At 66.0% G+C, this 19,836-nt stretch carries 23 protein-coding genes; 8 read left to right on the plus strand and 15 right to left on the minus strand.

Annotated features, from left to right (window positions below; translation table 11 throughout):
- Positions 1 to 19 precede the first annotated feature (19 nt).
- From JF290_RS13580 to JF290_RS13620, 9 genes are all read right to left on the minus strand, one after another.
- Positions 20 to 244: a DUF1127 domain-containing protein gene (locus JF290_RS13580; protein WP_199025434.1), complete on the minus strand. Its 225-nt coding sequence runs from the start codon at positions 242 to 244 to the stop codon at positions 20 to 22.
- A 138-nt stretch (positions 245 to 382) separates the two neighbouring features.
- On the minus strand, positions 383 to 2,092 hold the full coding sequence (gene ureC / locus JF290_RS13585; protein WP_199025435.1) for an urease subunit alpha: 1,710 nt from the start codon (positions 2,090 to 2,092) through the stop codon (positions 383 to 385).
- A gap of 11 nt (positions 2,093 to 2,103) precedes the next feature.
- Positions 2,104 to 2,415 carry an antifreeze protein gene (locus JF290_RS13590; protein ID WP_233155372.1) on the minus strand — a complete coding sequence of 104 codons (312 nt, stop codon included), beginning with the start codon at positions 2,413 to 2,415 and terminating at the stop codon, positions 2,104 to 2,106.
- A 1-nt stretch (position 2,416) separates the two neighbouring features.
- A complete protein-coding gene (locus tag JF290_RS13595; protein WP_199025436.1) occupies positions 2,417 to 2,821 on the minus strand; it encodes a carboxymuconolactone decarboxylase family protein in 405 nt (134 codons plus the stop codon).
- Entirely contained in the window at positions 2,821 to 3,639 is an 819-nt protein-coding gene (locus JF290_RS13600) for a cyclase family protein (RefSeq protein ID WP_199025437.1), read from the minus strand. Before JF290_RS13600 ends, JF290_RS13595 begins: the two co-directional genes overlap by 1 nt.
- A 76-nt stretch (positions 3,640 to 3,715) precedes the next feature.
- Positions 3,716 to 4,024: an urease subunit beta gene (locus tag JF290_RS13605; RefSeq protein WP_199025438.1), complete on the minus strand. Its 309-nt coding sequence runs from the start codon at positions 4,022 to 4,024 to the stop codon at positions 3,716 to 3,718.
- The gene (locus tag JF290_RS13610; protein WP_199025439.1) at positions 4,021 to 4,191 is read right to left on the minus strand and encodes a hypothetical protein; all 171 of its coding nucleotides are present in this window, start codon (positions 4,189 to 4,191) and stop codon (positions 4,021 to 4,023) included. The genes JF290_RS13605 and JF290_RS13610 overlap by 4 nt, the downstream gene beginning before the upstream one ends.
- A gap of 17 nt (positions 4,192 to 4,208) precedes the next feature.
- Positions 4,209 to 4,511, minus strand: coding sequence for an urease subunit gamma (locus JF290_RS13615; RefSeq protein ID WP_199025440.1), 303 nt, complete (start codon positions 4,509 to 4,511; stop codon positions 4,209 to 4,211).
- Position 4,512: 1 nt separating this feature from the next.
- The gene (locus JF290_RS13620; RefSeq protein WP_199025441.1) at positions 4,513 to 5,280 is read right to left on the minus strand and encodes an urease accessory protein UreD; all 768 of its coding nucleotides are present in this window, start codon (positions 5,278 to 5,280) and stop codon (positions 4,513 to 4,515) included.
- A gap of 527 nt (positions 5,281 to 5,807) precedes the next feature.
- On the opposite strand from JF290_RS13620, the gene JF290_RS13625 reads away from it, so the two are divergent.
- The 8 genes from JF290_RS13625 (at position 5,808) to JF290_RS19830 (ending at position 14,799) form a co-directional block, all read left to right on the plus strand.
- Positions 5,808 to 7,904, plus strand: coding sequence for a 3-hydroxyacyl-CoA dehydrogenase NAD-binding domain-containing protein (locus JF290_RS13625; RefSeq protein WP_199025442.1), 2,097 nt, complete (start codon positions 5,808 to 5,810; stop codon positions 7,902 to 7,904).
- A complete protein-coding gene (locus JF290_RS13630; protein WP_199025443.1) occupies positions 7,901 to 9,073 on the plus strand; it encodes an acetyl-CoA C-acyltransferase in 1,173 nt (390 codons plus the stop codon). Before JF290_RS13625 ends, JF290_RS13630 begins: the two co-directional genes overlap by 4 nt.
- A gap of 109 nt (positions 9,074 to 9,182) precedes the next feature.
- On the plus strand, positions 9,183 to 10,373 hold the full coding sequence (locus JF290_RS13635; RefSeq protein ID WP_199025444.1) for an acyl-CoA dehydrogenase family protein: 1,191 nt from the start codon (positions 9,183 to 9,185) through the stop codon (positions 10,371 to 10,373).
- A gap of 3 nt (positions 10,374 to 10,376) precedes the next feature.
- Positions 10,377 to 11,510, plus strand: a complete 1,134-nt coding sequence (locus JF290_RS13640) for an acyl-CoA dehydrogenase family protein (protein WP_199025445.1) — start codon at positions 10,377 to 10,379, stop codon at positions 11,508 to 11,510.
- The gene (locus tag JF290_RS13645; protein ID WP_199025446.1) at positions 11,491 to 11,913 is read left to right on the plus strand and encodes a PaaI family thioesterase; all 423 of its coding nucleotides are present in this window, start codon (positions 11,491 to 11,493) and stop codon (positions 11,911 to 11,913) included. The genes JF290_RS13640 and JF290_RS13645 overlap by 20 nt, the downstream gene beginning before the upstream one ends.
- A complete protein-coding gene (locus tag JF290_RS13650) occupies positions 11,910 to 12,686 on the plus strand; it encodes an oxepin-CoA hydrolase, alternative type (protein WP_199025447.1) in 777 nt (258 codons plus the stop codon). The genes JF290_RS13645 and JF290_RS13650 overlap by 4 nt, the downstream gene beginning before the upstream one ends.
- Complete coding sequence (locus JF290_RS13655) at positions 12,683 to 14,203, plus strand: class I adenylate-forming enzyme family protein (protein WP_199025448.1); 1,521 nt, start codon at positions 12,683 to 12,685, stop codon at positions 14,201 to 14,203. The genes JF290_RS13650 and JF290_RS13655 overlap by 4 nt, the downstream gene beginning before the upstream one ends.
- A 440-nt stretch (positions 14,204 to 14,643) precedes the next feature.
- Positions 14,644 to 14,799 carry a hypothetical protein gene (locus JF290_RS19830; RefSeq protein WP_425503960.1) on the plus strand — a complete coding sequence of 52 codons (156 nt, stop codon included), beginning with the start codon at positions 14,644 to 14,646 and terminating at the stop codon, positions 14,797 to 14,799.
- A 273-nt stretch (positions 14,800 to 15,072) separates the two neighbouring features.
- On the opposite strand, the gene rpe is transcribed toward JF290_RS19830, so the two are convergent.
- The 6 genes from rpe to JF290_RS13690 are packed head-to-tail and all read right to left on the minus strand — an operon-like array spanning position 15,073 to position 19,834.
- Positions 15,073 to 15,765, minus strand: coding sequence for a ribulose-phosphate 3-epimerase (gene rpe, locus JF290_RS13665; RefSeq protein ID WP_199025450.1), 693 nt, complete (start codon positions 15,763 to 15,765; stop codon positions 15,073 to 15,075).
- A gap of 41 nt (positions 15,766 to 15,806) precedes the next feature.
- Positions 15,807 to 16,283, minus strand: coding sequence for a class I SAM-dependent methyltransferase (locus JF290_RS13670; protein ID WP_199025451.1), 477 nt, complete (start codon positions 16,281 to 16,283; stop codon positions 15,807 to 15,809).
- Positions 16,280 to 17,035 carry a polysaccharide deacetylase family protein gene (locus JF290_RS13675; protein WP_199025452.1) on the minus strand — a complete coding sequence of 252 codons (756 nt, stop codon included), beginning with the start codon at positions 17,033 to 17,035 and terminating at the stop codon, positions 16,280 to 16,282. The genes JF290_RS13670 and JF290_RS13675 overlap by 4 nt, the downstream gene beginning before the upstream one ends.
- Positions 17,032 to 18,168 carry a glycosyltransferase family protein gene (locus JF290_RS13680; RefSeq protein ID WP_199025453.1) on the minus strand — a complete coding sequence of 379 codons (1,137 nt, stop codon included), beginning with the start codon at positions 18,166 to 18,168 and terminating at the stop codon, positions 17,032 to 17,034. The genes JF290_RS13675 and JF290_RS13680 overlap by 4 nt, the downstream gene beginning before the upstream one ends.
- Positions 18,165 to 18,746, minus strand: a complete 582-nt coding sequence (locus JF290_RS13685) for a histidine phosphatase family protein (protein WP_199025581.1) — start codon at positions 18,744 to 18,746, stop codon at positions 18,165 to 18,167. The genes JF290_RS13680 and JF290_RS13685 overlap by 4 nt, the downstream gene beginning before the upstream one ends.
- Positions 18,746 to 19,834, minus strand: coding sequence for a glycosyltransferase family 4 protein (locus tag JF290_RS13690; protein ID WP_199025454.1), 1,089 nt, complete (start codon positions 19,832 to 19,834; stop codon positions 18,746 to 18,748). The genes JF290_RS13685 and JF290_RS13690 overlap by 1 nt, the downstream gene beginning before the upstream one ends.
- Positions 19,835 to 19,836: the final 2 nt, after the last annotated feature.

Below are 19,836 nucleotides of genomic sequence, written 5' to 3' on the forward strand. Positions count from 1 at the left end.
GAACGCCCCCCTGCAGAGATCAGCCCCAGAATACGTCCTTGAACACGAAGCGTGCGATCTCGTCGCGGCGCAGGCCACGCTCGGCCAGTTCGGCATCGCTCAGCGCGTTCAGCGCCTCCATCTGGCGCAGCCGCGAATCCGACTCTGCCCATGCAAGGAAAATGTTGCCGAGAGCCGAAGAGAACCGATGAAAGGCGCCGCTCAGCGAAAGGGACGCGTCGTGATGTGTGGATGAATGTGCCATGGGAATACTTGCCTCTTTGGGGGTGGAATTTGTCTCCCCAAAAGTATGCTGCATGTGCAGCATGAACCAGTGCATCTGCAGAATATCCGCTGTGCGTCTGGTGCAAACCTGGATGAAAATACATCATAAGCCGTTCTCTCAAAACAGGAAATAGCGTTGCGCCATAGGCAGGCTTTCCGCCGGCTGGCAGGTAAGAAGCTCGCCATCGGCGCGCACTTCGTAGGTTTCGGGATGCACCTCGATCCTGGGCGTGGCCGTATTCAGCACCAGGTCGCGCTTGCCGATCCGGCGCGTTTTGCGGACGGCGACGGTTTCCTTGGCCATTCCCAGTGCTGCGCCGATGCCATCGGCTTGCGCCGCCTCGGACACGAAGGTGACGGCCGATCGTTCGACCGAGCGGCCGTAGGCCGCGAACATCGGCCGTGAATAGACCGGCTGCGGCGTCGGGATCGATGCGTTGGGATCTCCCATCTGTGCCATCGCGATGCTGCCGCCCAGCAGCACCATCTCGGGCTTCACGCCGAAAAACGCGGGGTTCCACAGCACCAGATCGGCGCGCTTGCCGATCTCGATGCTGCCGATCTCGTGGCTCATGCCATGCGCGATGGCTGGGTTGATCGTGTACTTCGCGATGTAACGGCGAACGCGGAAATTGTCGTTCTCGCCGGTTTCCTCGGCCAGTCGCCCGCGTTGCTTCCTCATCTTGTCCGCCGTCTGCCAGGTGCGGATCAGAACCTCGCCCACACGGCCCATCGCCTGGCTGTCGGACGCGATGATCGAGAACGCACCCATGTCGTGCAGGATGTCCTCGGCGGCGATGGTCTCGCGCCGGATCCGGCTTTCGGCAAAGGCGACGTCCTCGGGAATCGACTTGTCGAGGTGATGGCACACCATCAGCATGTCGAGATGTTCCTCGATCGTGTTCACCGTGAACGGCCGGGTCGGGTTGGTGGAGGAGGGCAGCACGTGCTCCTCGCCGCAGATGCGGATGATATCCGGAGCATGGCCCCCGCCCGCGCCCTCGGTGTGGAAGGCATGGATCGTGCGCCCTTTCATGGCGGCGACGGTGTTCTCGACGAAGCCGCTTTCGTTCAGCGTGTCGGTGTGGATCATCACCTGCACGTCCATGTCGTCGGCCACCGACAGGCAGCAGTCGATGGCAGCAGGAGTGGTGCCCCAGTCTTCGTGCAGCTTCAGCGCGCAGGCACCGCCGCGGACCATCTCGACCAGTGCGCCGGGCTGGCTGGCGTTGCCCTTGCCCGCGAGACCGATGTTCATCGGAAACGCGTCAAGTGATTGCAGCATCCGCCCGATGTGCCACGGCCCCGGCGTGCAGGTGGTGGCCAGCGTGCCATGCGCCGGACCGGTCCCGCCGCCGAGCATGGTGGTGACGCCCGAATGCAGTGCGTCCTCCATCTGTTGCGGGCAGATGAAGTGGATGTGGCTGTCAAACCCCCCGGCCGTCAGGATGCGCCCTTCGCCGGCGATCGCCTCGGTGCCGGGGCCGATGACGATATCGACGCCGGGCTGAGTGTCCGGGTTGCCCGCCTTGCCGATCTTCGCGATCCGCCCGTCGCGCAGCCCCACATCGGCCTTGTAGATGCCTGAATGGTCCACGATCAGCGCGTTGGTGATGACCGTGTCCATCGCGCCGTCGGCCCGCGTGGCCTGGCTCTGGCCCATGCCGTCGCGGATCACCTTGCCGCCGCCGAACTTCACCTCCTCACCATAGGTGGTGAGGTCGCGTTCCACCTCGATGATCAGGTCGGTATCGGCGAGCCGCACCCGGTCTCCGGTGGTGGGGCCGAACATGGCGGCATAGTCGGCGCGGGCGATGGTTGCGGGCATTGTCGGGCCTCCTATCTGAATTGCGGGCCGCGCTTGCCGAGGCGGCGTGCGTTGGAACGGGTTTTTCTGCTGATTGGCGCGAGACCGGTGGCGGCCACGGCCAAGGGCGATTTGCCGGCCATTGTCGCTGTCCCGGCCGCCATTGCGGCACGGGTCCAGGCGTCGACCTTTTCCGAGACCATGCGCGAATTCTCGGATGCGGGAACAGACCAGCCCCCCATCATCCCGAGTGTACGCATCCAGATGACCATCTGCGCCTCGGCCAACATGACCGACATGTCATAGCCGAGACGCCAGAGCTGAAATGGGTCGCTTCGTTTCAATTCAGGACTCCTCTGCTCTGAATACTTCGTCGACCGGCGTCTGTAGCCCGGTGACCAGCGCATTGGTCTGCGCCGCCATGCCGATCACGGCGAGCAACTCGCCATGCATCTCGGGCGTCATGCCCTTGGCCCGCGCCGCCGCCGTGTGGGAATGCACGCAATAGGAACAGCCATTGGCCGTGGATACGGCGACATAAATCATCTCCTTGACCAGCGGGTCGAGCGCGCCTGGCGCCATCACCACCTTCAGCCGCTCCCAGGTCGCGTGCAGCAAGGCCGGGTCATGCGCCAGCGATCGCCAGAAATTGTTGATGAAATCGGTGCCGCGCACCTGTCGGATGTCATCGAAGACGGCCAGCGCTTCGGCGCTGACCTCCTCGTCCTGCAATAAAGGTACAGTGCCCATCAGATCATCCCGAAGATGCGCGCCGGGCCGCCCGATCCGCCGCGATGGGACGGCGCACCCACGATCAGCGTCGCACCGGTGGCTGGCATCTGGTCGAGCCCCTTGAGGCATTCGATGCCATAGCGGTTGGTCGGTAACCAGGCATAGTGGGTGGCGAAATCGGCGGACGGACCGTGATCCAGCGACAGCGTGTCGACCGCGATGGCGACCGCGCCGGTTTCTTCGATCAGCATCTGCGCTGTTTCGACGTGAAAGCCGGGGAAGTGCATGGTGCCCGCCTCGTCGGCATTGCGGAAGCCCGCGCCGACCGCCTTGTGGTCCCAACCCGAATGCATCGCCACGCAGGCGCCATCGGGGATGTCGCCGTTGGCCGCGATCCAGGCCGCCAGATCGTCGGGTGTCACCTGCGCATCCGGATCCTCTGCGGCGCGTGCGGCGATGTCGATCACCGCCAGCGGACATACGAGGTTGCCGATCGGGATCTCGTCCACCGACTGTCCGTCGGCCGAGAAATGCAGCGGCGCGTCCACATGGGTACCGGTGTGTTCGTTCACCATCACCTTGAACAGGTTGAACCCGTGTTCCGCGAAATTGAACTGCTGCTCCATTTCGACGCCCGGTTCGCCGAAATAGGTCGGGAAATCAGCGTCATAGGCGTGGCTCATGTCGACGACACCGCCATGGCCGCTCGCCATCGCGGGCGTTGTCGTCCCGGTGGCAACGGCCCCCGCCGCGACCGCCGCCGCTCCGGCGGTAAAGAACGACCGGCGCGACAGCATCCTGTCCTTCACCGCATTCATCACGCAAACGTCACACATTTCATCTCTCCCTGAGTTGGTTTTCGCGTCCGGGCGTCTGGCGCCCGCGCCCCAGCCTAGCACAGCCGCAAAAATCTCAATCCAGATTTCCCATCACCGCCTGGTTGAAGCCGAACACCCTCCGCGCTCCGCTCAGCGGGATCAACTGCACCTCGCGGCGCTGGCCCGGCTCGAACCGCACAGCGGTGCCCGCCGCGATGTCCAGCCGCCGTCCGCGGGCCGTCACACGGTCGAAATCGAGCGCCGGATTGGCTTCGGCGAAATGAAAGTGCGAGCCGACCTGCACGGGCCGGTCGCCGGTATTGGCCACCATAAGCGTGATCGCTTCGACCCCCGCGTTGAGCAGCAGATCGCCTTCGGCGACCATCACTTCGCCGGGGATCATTTTGTGCGAACCCGCACCAGAACGGCGGCGCCGGCGCCCACGCCGATGAGCGCGAGGCCCAGAAGCAGAGGCAGCATCTCGCCGCCATGGACATGCGGCGCATCGGTCGCGTGGGCCAGCGCAGGGCTCGCGGCCAGGGCGGGAAGGGTCAGGAAAAGTCGGGTCATCTCGGTCTCCTCGGAGGTCAGCGGATCGGATTGTGAACGGTGACGAGCTTGGTGCCGTCGGGAAAGGTCGCCTCGACCTGCACGTCGTGGATCATCTCGGGCACGCCCTCCATGCATTGCGCGCGGGTGATGATCTCGGCACCGGCCTGCATCATGTCGGCGACGCTGCGCCCGTCGCGCGCGCCTTCGACTACCGCGTCGGTGATCAGGGCGATCGCCTCGGGATGGTTCAGCTTGACGCCGCGGGCCAGCCGCCTGCGTGCGACCTCGGCAGCCATCGCGACCAGCAGTTTATCCTTTTCGCGGGGGGTCAGTTGCATGTCAGATCATCCATGTTCGGGGGAGGTCGCCGCCGTTGAGCAGTCGGATCAGGGGCAGCATCGTTTCGCGCAGGGTGAACCCGTCTTGTGCCAATAGGCGGGCAAAAAGCAGCCCGTCGCGGACGAGGCTGACGCCGCCTGTCACGGGCATCAGGGCGCGCGCGGGCGCAAGAAGCCGCTCGGCATCGGGCGCAGCCAGCACCACGCTGGCCCAGGCGCCGCAGCCGGCGCCGATGGCCGGTCCCTCCATCCGCTCGACCGCATCGCCCAGGATGCGGGTGCGATCCGACATCAATAGCTTACCATCGCATGTGATCTCGATCCGGTCGTGGAAGGCGAGGTCGCGCACGGTTTCGCCCATCGCCGCGCGGCCCAGGATCACCGGTTCGACCAAAAGGGCGCGCGCGTCGCTCGCCATTTCGACTCTCAACCGGCGCGAAAGCGCCGCGCCGTCATAAAGCAGTGTTTCCTGCGGAAGCCAGTCCAGCCGAGACCCCGTGCCCAGAACGATCCGGGTGTCGATCCGCCCGGTTTCGCCCGGCTGCGCGCGATAGGCGCGCTCTGCTGCTTGCGTCGTCAGCACCAAGTGACAGCCGGCATCAGCCTCGGCAGCGATGGAAAAGCGGTCGCCGCCGGTCACGCCGCCGGCGGTGTTCAGCAGAACTCCGGTCAGGGCATCGCCACTGCCACGCGGAAACAGCAGCTTGAGCGAGCCGCGCTGATGCAGCGAAGCCAGCACACTGCTGCCGTCGCGTTTTTTGATGCCCAACCGAACGGCGCCCTGCGCTCTCGGCTGCGCCGCCTCGGTCACCGGCAGGCCAGGGATATGAGCGGGTGCGGTAATGGTCTGGTCCTGCGCGATCTGGGAGGTGGTTGAGAGTTATCGCGGTCAAAATGCAGGCAGCCACGCTCTACTGTCTGCCCGGATGCCACCCTTTTGCAGACAATACAGATTGCGTTGCGCAGAAAGCGTGCACAAAATGCGATCGCGACCAGAAAATGGGCGCTATTTGTCTGCCGCAGGTCGCCCGCCACGCCCGATCACGGACGTCAAACCGCCGAAAGCGGTTGCCGACCCGGCTTTTCGTGGAATAGGGTTTCGCAGAGTGAAACTCCGGGAATCGCACGCGCACCGTGAAATGGGAGGACTTGCCGTCCGTCTGGGCGGGAAGTGACGCAAGGTTCAAACCGGCAACGGGATCTGCGCGTTTGCATGGGCGGGACATCGGGGACTAGACATTTCAAGCGCGCGCCCAAGCCGGTGCGCCACACGTCATGATGATAGAGGGGAGCCTTATGACGGACGCCATCGGATATGAACGCATCGGCGATATCGCGGTTCTGAAAGCACAGAACCCGCCGGTCAACGCATTGGGATACGACGTGCGCGTCGGCCTGATGGAAGGCATCGCCCGCGCCGAGGACGAGGGCGCCAAGGCGGTCCTGATCTACGGCGAAGGCAACACCTATTTCGCCGGGGCGGATATCCGGGAATTCGGCCAGCCGCCGAAATCCCCCGGCCTGCCCGAAGTCTGTGACCGGATCGAGGCTTCGCCGCTGCTGGTCGTGTCCTCGATGCACGGAACGGCGCTTGGCGGCGGACTCGAAGTCGCGCTGTCCACCCACTACCGCATCGCAGTTCCTACGGCGCGTGTCGGACTGCCCGAGGTTCTGCTGGGCATCCTGCCCGGCGCCGGCGGCACGCAGCGCTTGCCGCGTGTGGCGGGCGTCGAAGCGGCGCTCGACCTGATCACGACCGGACGGCATATCAGGGCCGACGAGGCGCTGAAGCTCGGCATTATCGACAGAATCGAAGACGGCGCGCCACGCGAGATCGGGCTGGCCTATACGAAGGAACTGCTGGATCAAAACGCCCCGCGCCGCCCGGTGAGCGAAATGGAGGCGCCCGAGCCGGTCGATTTCGACGCGGTCCATGACAGCGTGCTGAAAAAGGGCCGAGGCCAGATTTCCCCCGCCACCGCCGTGCGCGCGGTGCAGGCCGCGACCGAACTGCCCTTTGCCGAGGGCATGAAGCGCGAGCGCGAACTGTTCATGGAATTGATGAACACTGACCAACGTCAGGGACTGATCCATGCCTTCTTCTCGGAACGCGCGGTCAGCAAGCTGCCCGAACTGAAGGGGGTCGAGCCGCGCCGGCTGGCCGCCATCGGCGTCATCGGCGGCGGCACGATGGGGGCGGGGATCGCCACCGCCGCGCTTTTGTCGGGGCTGACCGTGACCCTGCTGGAAATGTCGCCCGAGGCGGCCGAGGCGGCCAAGGGCCGGATCAAGGGCAACCTTCAGGGTGCCTTGAAACGTGGCAAGATCGACCAGGCGAATTTCGAGACCCTGACCGAAAAATCGCTGACTTTGGCGACAGACTATGATGCTCTGAAGGACGCCGACCTCGTGATCGAGGCGGTGTTCGAGGAAATGGACGTGAAGAAGAAGGTCTTCACCCAGCTCGACGCCGTCTGCAAACCGGGCGCGGTGCTGGCGACCAACACCTCCTATCTGGATGTGAACGAGATCGCCGCGATGACCAAACGCCCGCAGGACGTGATCGGACTGCATTTCTTCTCGCCCGCCCACGTGATGAAGCTGCTGGAGGTTGTGGTCGCGGATGAAACCGCGCCCGACGTGGTGGCGACCGGCTTCGCGCTCGGCAAGCGTCTCGGCAAGATCTCGGTCCGTGCCGGGGTCTGCGATGGCTTCATCGGCAACCGGATCCTGTCGACCTATCGGACGGCAGCCGATCACATGATCCTCGATGGTGCCTCGCCCTACCAGATCGACAAGGCGCTGGAAGACTTCGGTTTTGCCATGGGACCCTTCGCGGTGGCAGATCTCGCCGGACTCGACATCGGTTGGGCGGTGCGCAAAAGGAAACGCGCCGAAGGGCTCGACCCGCGTGCCCGCGACAGTGCTTATGCCGACAAGCTGTGTGAAGACGGCCATTTCGGCCAGAAGACCGGCAAGGGGTATTACGACTACGCGGCCGGCCCGCGGTCGCGCGTGCCCAACCCCGACGTGATGCCCCTGATCGAGGCCGAGCGCGCCGAGCAGGGCATCACCCCGCGCGAGTTCACGGATGAGGAAATCGTGCGCCGCTACATGGCCGCGATGGTCAACGAAAGCGCCAAGGTGGTGGGCGAAGGTATTGCGCGCCGCCCGCTCGACGTGGATATGACCCTGCTCTTCGGCTACGGCTTCCCCCGGTATCGCGGCGGTCCGTTGAAATGGGCGGACCTCGAGGGCTTGCCGGGGCTGCTCGACGACATAAGGTCCTGGGCCAAGGAGGATCCCTATTTCTGGGAGCCCGCGCCCCTTTTGGAGAAACTGGTCGCCGAAGGGCGCACCTTCGATGATCTCAACAAGGAAGCTGCCGCATGAAACAGGCCGTGATCGTCGCTGCCGCCCGGACCGGGCTGGCCAAGTCCTTCCGGGGCTCGTTCAACATGACCCACGGCGCAACCATGGGCGGCCACGCCGTCGACGCCGCCGTGGAGCGCGCGGGGATCGACCCCGGCACGATCGAGGATTGCGCCATAGGCTGCGGCTATCCCGAGGGCGAGACCGGCAGCAACATCGCTCGCCAGATCGCCATCCGCGCCGGTCTGCCGGTGACGGCTGCGGGCATGACGGTGAACCGCTTCTGCTCGTCGGGCCTGCAGACGGTGGCGCTCGCGGCGAACGCGATCACTGCCGAGGGGGCCGGGCCGATGGTCGCCGGCGGTGTCGAGAGCATCTCGATGGTGCAGCCCAAGGCGCGGCGTGCCGAGGAAAGCTGGATCGCAGAGCACAAGCCTGCGATCTACATGACGATGATCGAAACTGCCGACATCGTGGCCGAACGCTACGGCATCAGCCGCGAAGACCAGGACGCCTACGGTCTGCGCAGCCAGCAGCGCATCGCGGCGGCGCAGCAGGGGGGACTGTTTGACGACGAGATCGTGCCGATGCAGACCACGATGGCGGTCAAGGACAAGGAGAGTGGCGAGGTGACGCTGCACGAGGTCACGGTGGATCGCGACGAATGCAACCGCCCGAACACCGCGATCGAGAGCCTGCGCGGCCTGCAGCCCGTACGCGAGGGCGGCTTTGTCACCGCGGGCAACGCAAGCCAGTTGTCGGATGGGGCCGCGGCGTTGGTCCTGATGGACAGCACGGCGGCCGAAAAGCAGGGTCTGGACCCGATGGGCGCCTTCAAGGGATTCTGCGTCGCCGGGTGCGAGCCCGACGAGATGGGTATCGGACCTGTGTTTGCGGTTCCGCGCCTGCTGGAGCGGCATGGGCTGACGGTCGATGACATCGACCTCTGGGAGTTGAACGAGGCTTTCGCGAGCCAGGCGCTCTATTGCCGTGACAGGCTGGGGATCGATGACGCCAAGTGCAACGTCAACGGCGGCTCGATCGCCATCGGCCATCCGTTCGGCATGACCGGTGCGCGCATGGTCGGGCACCTGATGCGCGAGGGCAAGCGGCGCGGCGCGAAGCTGGGCGTCGTCACCATGTGCATCGGCGGCGGCATGGGCGCCGCCGGACTGTTCGAGATCTACTGAAGGCCCGGGGGGCGTGCGCCCGGCCCGTCGAGGGCCGGACACACGCGGTCCGGCACGGGAGGCCGGACATCGCCCCCGATCCACGCAATCGCATCATAGGAGAGCACAAATGGACCTGAGCTATTCCCCCGAGGAAATCGCCTTTCGCGACGAGGTTCGCGCCTTTCTGGACGAGAAGCTGCCCAAGGCGCTCGCCGACAAGATCCGCCGGGGCGGGCATCCCAGCAAGGCCGAGCAGGAAGAGTGGCATGCCATCCTGAACGAGCGCGGCTGGCTCGCCCCGAATTGGCCCAAGGAATATGGCGGCGCAGAGTGGAACGCGGTGCAGCGTCACATTTTCGAGGAGGAATGCGCCTTTGCAAGTGCGCCGCGCATCGTGCCCTTCGGCCTGTCGATGCTCGCCCCGGTGTTGATGAAATTCGGCTCCAAGGAGCAGTGCGACCACTACCTGCCGCGGATCCTCGACGGCACCGACTGGTGGTGCCAGGGCTATTCCGAGCCCGGTGCGGGATCCGACCTTGCGTCTCTCAAGACCCGCGCGGTGCGCGAGGGGGATCACTACATCGTCAATGGCCAGAAGACCTGGACCACGCTCGGCCAGTATGCCAACTGGATCTTCTGCCTCGTGCGCACCGATCCCGACGTCAAACAGCAGGAGGGGATTTCCTTCCTGCTGATCGACATGGATACGCCCGGTGTCGAGGTCCGTCCGATCATCCTTCTGGACGGCACGCACGAGGTCAACGAGGTCTGGTTCACCGACGTCAAGGTGCCGGTCGAGAACCTCGTCGGCGAGGAGAACAAGGGCTGGACCTATGCCAAGTACCTCCTGACGCACGAGCGCACCAACATTGCCGGAGTCGGATTTTCCGAGGCCGGTCTCGCCTCGGTCAAGCGCATGGCCCGGGCCGAGATGTCGGACGGCAAGCCGCTTGCCGTCAATCCGCATTTCGCAGCCCGCGTCGCAAAGGTTGAAATCGATCTGATGGCAATGGCCACCACTAACCTGCGCATCATCTCCAAGGCGGCCGTCGGGCAAGCGCCGGGGGTCGAGGCGTCCATGCTCAAGGTGAAGGGCACGATCATCCGTCAGGAGATCAACGACCTGGCGCGCCGTGCCGCTGGCCCCTACGCGATGCCTTTCGCCTCGGAACTGGTCGAGGGCGACAACGATCCGATCGGACCGGACTATGCGGGCCCTGTGGCACAGAAATATTTCAACAACCGCAAGCTGTCGATCTTCGGCGGGTCAAACGAGATCCAGCGCGGGATCATCGCCAAAGTGAAGATGGGAGGCTGAGCCATGAATTTCGATCTCACCGAAGAACGCCAGATGCTGCAGGACAGCCTGCGCCGTTTTCTCAAGGACCGTTATACCACCGACTTGCGTAACCAGATCATCGAGTCCGAAACGGGGATCAGCGACAAGATCTGGGGCGAACTGGCCGAACTGGGCGTGATCGGCGCGCTCTTCACTGAAGAGCAGGGCGGTTTCGGCGGTGCGGGTTTCGATATCAGCACGGTGTTCGAGGAACTTGGCCGTGCCGGCGTGGTCGAGCCTTTCCTCGACACGGCGATCCTGGGCGGCGGGCTGATCGCGGCGCTGGGGAATGACAGTCAGAAGGACCTGGTGGAAGAGGTGATCGGCGGCACGCTCCATCTCGCTTTTGCCCATGGCGAGCCGACCAGCCGCTATGACCTCAGCCGTGTCGAGACCACGGCGAAATCGGACGGCGACGAGATCGTGCTGACGGGACGCAAGGCTGTTGTCGTCAACGCGGAAGCGGCGGGCCAGATCGTCGTCTCGGCGCGCGAGAGCGGCGGAGCGGATGAAGAGGGCGGCATCTCGCTCTTCCTGTTGCCCGCCGGTACCCAAGGCGTCACCCTGCGTGGCTATCCGCTCCTGTCGGGCGGGCGCGCTGCCGAGGTCACGCTGGACGAGGTGCGTCTGCCTGTCTCCGCACGGCTGGGCGACGCGGGCGCGGCCTTCCCGGCCATCGCCGCTCGGGTGGCCGTCGCCAACGTGGCGCTGGCGGCGGAGGCGATGGGCGCGATGGAAACCGCGGTCGAGCTGACGCGGGAATACCTGATGACGCGCAAGCAATTCGGCCGCCCGATCGGCACCTTCCAGGCGCTGGCGCATCGATATTCCGACTTGCTGATCGAGATGGAACAGGCCCGCTCTGCCGTCATCAATGCCGCCGGGCACCTTGCCGGTCCCGAACGCGAGCGCGACCGCCACATCGCCAGCGCGCGCAACCTGATCGGGCGTGTCGGGCGGCTGGTCGCTGAGGAAAGCATCCAGATGCATGGCGGCATCGCCATGACGCAGGAATACGAACTGGCCCATATCGCCAAGCGGATCGTCATGACCGATCACCGTCTTGGTGATACCGACTACCACCTGGAACGGTTCATTGACCTCAGCGCCGCCTGAAGCTCCCGTCGCCCCCGGCAGCGGTGCGCATGACCTGATCGGTTATGACATCGATCTGTCGGCGGGCGACGGCACCGCCCGCGTGGTGCTGAGGCTCGCGCCCAAGCACCTCAACCGAAACGGAAGCCTGCACGGCGGTATCATCGCCATGATGCTCGACGCCAGCGCCGGCTTCGCCGCGTCGATGGCCACCGGCTCCGCGCTGGTGCCGGTCGTGACCGTGGCGCTGAACACGCAATACCTTGCGCCCGTGATGGCCGGGCAAGTGGTCGCGACCGGGACTGTGAAACAGGCAGGCCGGTCGATCTGCTATGCCGATGCCGAGTTGCGCGACGCCGCCGGTCGGCTGCTCGCAACCGGCAACGGTGTGTTCAAGTACATGCGAAAGGGAACCGGCACATGACCCTCGCCCGGCTCGATGCCCTTGGCGATAGGCTGGTCGTCGTCAACATGAACGCGGCACGCCGCGGCGCGCTGTCGCCTGATCTCTATGCCGCGATCGGAGCGGCGATGGAGCAGGCGTCCGATCCCCGCATCCGCGCGGTGATCCTGACATCCCAAGGCGGTTTCTTCTGCGCCGGCGGCGACCTCAATGTGCTGATCGAACGCCGTGGGCTGACCGAGGCGGAGCGCCGCGACAAGGTCGACCAGTTGCACGATCTGGTGCGCGCCATCCGCGCCTGCCCGGTGCCGGTGATCGCTTCGGTCGAAGGCGGCGCCGCCGGGGCCGGAGCCTCGCTGGCGCTGGCCTGTGATCTGATCGTGGCGGCGGAGGGCGCGAAATTCACCGCGGCTTACGTCAAGGCGGGGCTGGTGCCCGATGCGGGCCTTACCTCGTCGCTCGCGCGTCTCCTGCCGCGCCCGCTGGCGATGGAAATGTGCCTGCTCGCCCGTCCCGTCAGTGCCGAGCGGATGCAGGCGCTCGGCGCCATCAACACCGTTGCGCCCACAGGCCAGTGCGACGCTGCGGCCCACGCCTTGGCCGACGCGCTTGCCCGGGGTCCACGCGACGCGCAGGGTACGATCCGCACCCTTGTCGCGGACGCCTACGAGGTCACCGAATCCGCGCAACTGGATGCTGAACGCGACGCGATGGCCCGCGCCGCAGGAGGGAACGAAGCCGCCGAGGGTATCGCGGCCTTCCTCGAGAAGCGCCAGCCGAGGTTTTCAACATGAATGCCCGCCTGCAGGATCTCGACGACGTGCGCTGGCACCATTTGCTCGCCCCGCACATCGCCGAGCGACCCGACGCGCCGGCCCTGGCGGACGATGGCGGCGCGGCCTGGGACTACGGCGCACTCGACACCGCTTGCGACGCGGCCCGCGACCTGCTGCTGGACCATGGCGTGCGCCCCGGCGACCGCGTCATGCTGCTGGCCGAAAACAGCGCCACCGCGGTCGCGTTCATGTTCGCCGCTTCGCGAGTGGGGGCGACGGTGATCCCGGTGAACGCGCGTCAGACCGAGTTCGAGGTGGCCCGCCTGCTGGCCCACGCCGATCCTGCCGTCGTGGTCGCCACCAGCGCCGCCTCGGGCGAGGCCGCCGCTCATGCCGACCGACTTGGCGCAACGCCCGAACGTGGCGCCTACGGAGACGTGCACCTGCTGGCCCGGCCCGGCACCCGGCCGGACGACGATCCCGACGTCGCGGTGCTGCTGTATACCACCGGCACCACCGGCATGCCCAAGGGCGTGATGCTGACCCATGCCAACATGGTCTATGCCGGGCGCGCGGCGCGGGGCTATCGCGGGCTGGCGCCTGGCCACCTTGTCTATGGTGTCGCACCGATGGCGCATGTGATTGGCCTGGCCTCGATGATGACGGCGACCATGTGCTCCGGCGCCACCGCACGGCTCGAGGCGCGGTTTTCGGTCGAACGGCTCTATGCTGCACTGAAGGAGGGCGTGACCCATCTGCCAGCGGTGCCGCAGATGCACGCTCTTCTGATGCAGCATGTGCAGGCGCATGGTCACGCCACGCTGGACAGTGCGCACCTGGCCTATGTCTCCTCCGGGGGCGCGCCGCTCGACCCGGCATGGAAGCGCAAGGCCGAAGCGTTCTATCGCCTGCCATTGCAGAACGGGTATGGCATGACCGAAACCACCGCTGCCGCCAGCATCACCGCGAACCGGCTGGGCGATCCCGACGTTTCCGTCGGCCCGCCGCTCGACGGGGTCGAGATTCGCATCGACGACACCGTGCCCGGCGGCGGCGACGGACAGGGCGAAGTGCTGATCCGCGGCCCCAACGTGATGAAGGGCTATTATCGCAACCCCGAGGACACCGCTGCGGTACTCAGCGCCGATGGCTGGCTGCGCTCGGGCGATCTGGGCCGCATCGACGAGCAGGGCCGCCTGCACATCCTCGGCCGCTCCAAGGAGTTGATCATTCACGGTGGCTTCAACGTTTATCCGCCCGAGGTCGAAGCGGCACTGAATGATCACCCGCAGGTGATCCAGTCCGCTGTGATCGGGCATGTGCAGGACGGCGACGAAAAAGTGTTGGCCTTCGTGCAGGCGGCCCCGGACGACCTGCCTGATCCGGATGACTTGCGCGCCTTCGTGGCCGAACGGCTGACCGGCTACAAGCGCCCCAGCCGCATCATCATTGCCACAAGCCTGCCCGCCGCGGCCACCGGCAAGATCCTGAAACACAAGCTGCTCGACCACTTCGCCGACGATCTCGCGCGCTGACCGGCGCGAAGGTCGAAAACCTGTCATCCACTGGGAGTGTTGCTGCGGTTTGCTCAGAACCCCCATGCATTTTCGGGCAGAGTGGAACGCAGGCGACAACCTACGCAGGCACGGTCGGCCGTTCCTGACAGCGCGTGCCGGTATGATACTGACCCGCTTTCGGAACCGTTCGCATGCACCAGATTCCGCGACTGAAGAGGGCGTCTGGAACTAGACTCGAACTGAGAGTGAAACCCGCCGACGGTCACAACGGTCGGAACGCCGCTCGGGGCGGTCCGATGGAGCGGCGTGTTGAAAGGGAAGCGCTGCTGGCACTACTCGGAACGGAACGCGTGCGCGGCTATCGTGGCACTGTCACAGACACCGATGCCTGGAGTTGGTTTGCGCGGCGGCCTGACGACATCTTTGTCGTCACACCGCCAAAGTGCGGGACGATCTGGATGCTCAGTATCGTGATGATGCTGATCCATCGACGCGCGATGCCCGATGGTCACAGCACGCACCTTGGCTCGACTACATGTTCCCCGAGGACGAGCGTGCGGGCTTCCGCCGCTTTCTCGTCGGGCCGCTCACCGACGGCGGCACAGACGATCTGACCGTTGCCTCGACCGTGCAGCACTACGCCGTCAGAATGGCGGGTGTGCTGCTGACACCGAAGGATGTCGCCTGGTTGGATTGGGTCGACCGCCGCACGCCCTGATTTGCGTCCGAGTGCCGATCGGCTGACTCGTTCTACCGGCTGCTGGTTGCCAGTCCCCAGCTGATCCTGCGAAGAGCGGTGAGGGCGTCTCAAGACACTGCCGCCAGACCGAAACCATTTGTGAAACGCACGAATCCGGTTTCCAGCCCTGAGCAAACCGGCGAAACCTTCAGGCATAGACCCCTTCGGCGGCTTCGCGGATCGCGCGGATGTTGGCGCCGTAGGCCTCCGGCGCGGCCACCGATCCGCCCTTGAATACCGCCGAGCCGGCCACCAGCACATCCGCTCCGGCGCGCGCCACAAGGGGGGCCGTGGTCGGGTCGACCCCGCCGTCGATTTCGATATGCACCGGCCGGTCGCCGATCATCGCGCGCAGCTGGCTGACCTTGTCGATTTGGCTGTGAATGAATTTCTGCCCGCCGAAGCCGGGATTCACGGTCATCACGCAGATCAGGTCGACCATGTCCAGCAGCGGTCCGACAGCTTCGGCCGGCGTGCCGGGGTTGAGCGCCAAGCCGGCCTTGGCGCCGCTGGCGCGGATCGCCTGCAGCGTGCGGTGGATATGCGGCCCGGCTTCCAGATGCGCGGTGATGACGTCCGCACCCGCCTGCGCGAAGGCGTCGATATAGGGATCGACCGGCGCGATCATCAAGTGGACGTCCATGATACCTTGAATGTGCTTGCGAATGGCGGCGCATGTGCTGGGGCCGAAGGTGATGTTGGGTACGAAATGCCCGTCCATAACATCCACGTGCACCCAATCCGCCCCCTGCGCCTCGATGGCCTCGCATTCGGCCCCAAAGGCGGCGAAGTCGGCCGAGAGGATGGATGGAGCGATCTTGATCTTGCGGTCAAAGGACATGAGGCACCTTTCGGGTTGGGTCGCGGGAGTTATATAGCCATTCAGCACCGATAGAACAGGTAGCGGTCGCGCGCGATCGTTTCGGGCCCCTCTACGCGGCGCAGTCCGACCAAAGGCTGGCCCGACACGATCAGGCCGCCCGGCACCATCAGACGCGCGATCAGCGGGCTGAGTTTTGCAGCCTCGGCCACGTCGTTCTCCTTGATCCCGCTGCCGAAATCGTAGTGAGCAAGGGCAAAGCGTGCGCCCTCTTCGTGCAGGTGGTTGAGCATCGGTTCGGCCTCGCCCTGCAGGAAATCTTCTTCGGGCGGGATGCAGGAGGGGTGGCATTGCAGCACCCGATCGATCACCCGGATGCGCCGACCGGGCAGGCACTCGCGCAAATGGTCATAGGTCCGCCCGTTGCCGAGCCCCAGATCGAGCACATCGCCCGACAGGTCGGCGATGTCCCGCGCGGCCCAGTTCAGCCCATCCCGCTGCGCGGTCAGCCGGCGCAGCATGGAATCCAGTCGGCTCATCGATACACTCCCTTCAAAGCGGTCCAGGGCCGGGTCGGCCCCGCCCGCAGGCGGTTCAGCAGCTGTTCCGCAAACTCCCAGATCGCTGCATCGTGGACAAGGTGATGCGTCAGGACGCCATAAGGTTCATCCCTGTCCGCAAGTCCCTCCCGTCGATCCGCCAGCTGCCCCGCGACCTGCGCGATCAGCCGGTCGGGGTCTACCACCCCCCCGCCGCCTTTCCAATCGATCGGGTCAAGATGCGTGTTCACATGGATCAGCCCCGGCGCGGCCTCGGGCTGCTGGCGCGGTGTGAAAGTCGAGAGCCAGCAATAGCCGAGCGCGGACAGGCTGGCTGGAAGCGCAGGGTCGATGCGGTTCCAGGACGGTACGAACATCGGCGCAAGACGGGTGCCGAAAAGCTCGGTCAGTCGCGCGAGGCCGGCGTCGGCGTCGGCGCGCATCGGAACGAGTGGGCGATGTGCGCCGAATTCGGCTTTCTTCTCGCCTGCGGGTGCGTGGTTCTCATGCGCCCAGCCATGCACCACGGGGATCAAATGGTCGGGCAGGGCGCCAGCAAGTTCTTCCTCGGCGGTTTTCGGGATCACTGCGAGATGCACCGGCAGATCGACCGCTTCGGACAGCTGGGCCAGCCGGTCAAGCGCAGGCGTTGCGGCGGTTGCATCGTCGTCCCGCCACCACAGCGGCAGCGTCAAACCCGCCGCCTGCCACAACCGCAACTCGGCGTCGAGCGGTGTCCAGTCTGCGGTCATCTCGCTGCCTCCAGAAGGTCCGACGCGATTGCCACGGATCGCGTCGCGCCGTCAAATCGCATCTGGCGCAAGATTCGCTTCGGCGCCGCGATCACCCTTGCCAGCATCTCGCAGAGCGCGGTGGGCGACAGGTCGTGGCTTTTCAGCACTTCGATACCGGGAAGGCGTGCCAGGCTGTGCGCCCTCAGCCCCTGTTCGACCTCGTTTCCCGCATCGAAGGGCAGAAAGACCGCCGGTGTGCCCGCCTGCAGGATGTCGAGCGCGGTGTTGTAGCCGCATAGGCTGATCGAGGCGGCTGCACCAGCCAGCATCTGGCGGAAATCCGGCCGTGCGGGCTCTACAGTGGTGTTGGGCGCCGCTTTGACCTGCAGCTCTTTCAGGCGGTTCGCATCTGCGCCGCCAACGAGCAGCCGCCAGTGCCTGTCGGGGTCAATACGCGCGGCTTGCAGGGCGGCCCGGAACAGGGGCATACCCACCGCGCCGCCTCCGGCGCTGACCAGAACCTCGCCCTGCCCGAGACCGTCGGGATGCGGGCTGGCTGGCGGCGGCGCGATGAAGCCGGAATAACGCAGGCGGTCCGCAAGTGCCGGGCCGACCGGCCAACTCGCCTCCAAAGACACCAGTTGCGGATCGGAATGCACCAGCACCGCGTCATAGAGCGACGTGACAATGTGCTCGGTTCGCTCCGCCTTGGCGGGCGAGGAGGGCGGTGCGAGAATGTCGCGGATCGAGGCCAGGACGACTGGGCGCGGCGTCACCGAAGCCGCGCGCTCCAGCAAGGCGTCAAATTCCCGCGCCAGAACGCGGCGACCGAAGGGATACAGCTCGGTGACCAACACGTCCGGGATGAAGTCGTCGAGTGCGTTGCAAAGCATGTCGCGACGGGCCTCGCGCAGGCTCTCGCCAGCCTCGACCCCGTGACGATCCAGAAGCCGGGCGAAGTTCACCCCGTCCGAGCGCACGGGCGGCAGTTGGAGCAGATCGATCCCCGCAGTCTCGGGCGCATCCAGCGGCATCCCCCCGCTGATGAGCCGTACGTCGTGGCCGTGGTCCGCAAAGGCGTGGGCCAGCGTTCCCGCCCGGCGCAGGTGCCCGGTGCCCAGAAGGTGGGTGACGACGATCATCACCTTCATGCGCGCCGCTCCAGCCGCATTGGCTCGGTCTCGGGGCGCAGGGTGCTACCGTCGAATGTCAGCAGGAACAGGCGATTGCGCTTGATCCTGAAGGGTGCAGGCCCCGTGAAATCCCAGCCAAGCGCACGGGCCAGCATCACCCGCATGATGCCGATGTGGCAAACGACGACCGCGTCCCGGTCGAGGCTGGCGAGCCAGGGTCGCAACCGCGCATCGACCTCGGCCGGGCTTTCACCGCCGGGCGGTCGGTAGTTCCAGCCCCACTGCTCGATATGGCGAAAGCCCGTTTCCGGGTCGGCCAGCAGGTCCAGCCCGCGTTGTCCTTCCCAGTCGCCCCAGTTCATCTCGGTCAGGGCGGCCGCTGTCTTGGGACGCCGCCTTGCGACGATCTCGGCGGTGTCACGCGCCCTGGCCAGGGGGCTCGACCAGAGGTCTGCGTTCTTCCAACCTGCGGGCAAGCACAGGGCTGCGAGTTCCGCGCGTGCCGCGTCGTCGAGCGGAATGTCGCTTCGGCCCTGAATCCGACCGGCGCGATTCCAGGCCGTGTGGCCGTGGCGGAGGAGCGCGATTCGGACCATCATGCGCCTGCAAGCAACGGTGCGACCGCCCGCCAGAACGTGCTGCGTGCCGGGCCGATCAGGTGGTGCGCCGCGATCCTGTCCCGTCCCGCCTGTCCAAGGTCGTGGCGCATGGCGGGATCTGCCAACAGCGCATCGATCCGGCCGGCCAGCGCCCCGGGGCCGTCCGCGGGCGCGGGGTAGTTGCCCGGGGCCAGCACGTCGCGCACGCCCGGGCGGTCCTGCGCCACCACCGGCAAGCCTGAAGCCTGCGCCTCGAGATAGACCATGCCAAATCCCTCGTTGACGCCCGGCCAGAAAAAAAGCGCGGCGGCGTTGTAGGCGCGGGCCAGATCCTCGGCGCCGAGCGCGCCGAGAAAGCGCACGCGCGGTCCAAGAGGCCGCATCAGGGCCTCGACCTCTCCGCGCATCGGCCCGTCGCCCGCGATGTCGAGCCGCCATTCGGGATTGGATAACTGGCCCAGCGTCTCGGCGATCAGTTTGTAGGAGGCCAGCTTGTCCCCTGCGCGCATCATGCCCGCTGCCAGAACCGCGCGCCCCGGCGTCGCGCAATTCGCAGAGGACGGCAGATCGGTGCGTGGCAGAAAGGGGGGAAGGTTGACCAGAAGCTGATCCGCCGGCTTGTCGCGCTTGAGCGTGCTCAGGTCATGCGCGGTCAGATAGAACACGAGGTCGGCGGCATCGGTGGCGGCTTCTGCGGCGGCGGCGAAATCGGCCCATGGCCCTGCCAGCCGGCGACGCGCACGGCTGGACTCGATCTGCACGTAGGGCAGGCCGAGCCGCTTGCAGACCACCGGGCCGATCAGGTCGGGCGCCTTGTAGTAGTTGTGATATGTGACCCAGAGCATCGGCGGGCGCGCGCGCAGCTCTGCACAGAGCCGGTCGGCCTCGGCCACGGCCCGCGATCGCAGTTCGCGTTGCACCGCAGGGTCGCCCCGTCCATCGCGCAACTGGACCTCCGACACCAGATCGACGGATATCTCGCCGGTCGCGATCGCGGCCATCAGGGCGCGGGCAAAGGTCCGGTCGCCCGAAGGGACCGGGTGAGTCGGGGCTTTCATCGGGGCGTAGAAGGCGACACGGGCCATCG

Origin of the sequence: Sedimentitalea arenosa, from assembly GCF_016428585.1 — a bacterium.
Classification (GTDB): Bacteria; Pseudomonadota; Alphaproteobacteria; order Rhodobacterales; family Rhodobacteraceae; genus Sedimentitalea; species Sedimentitalea arenosa.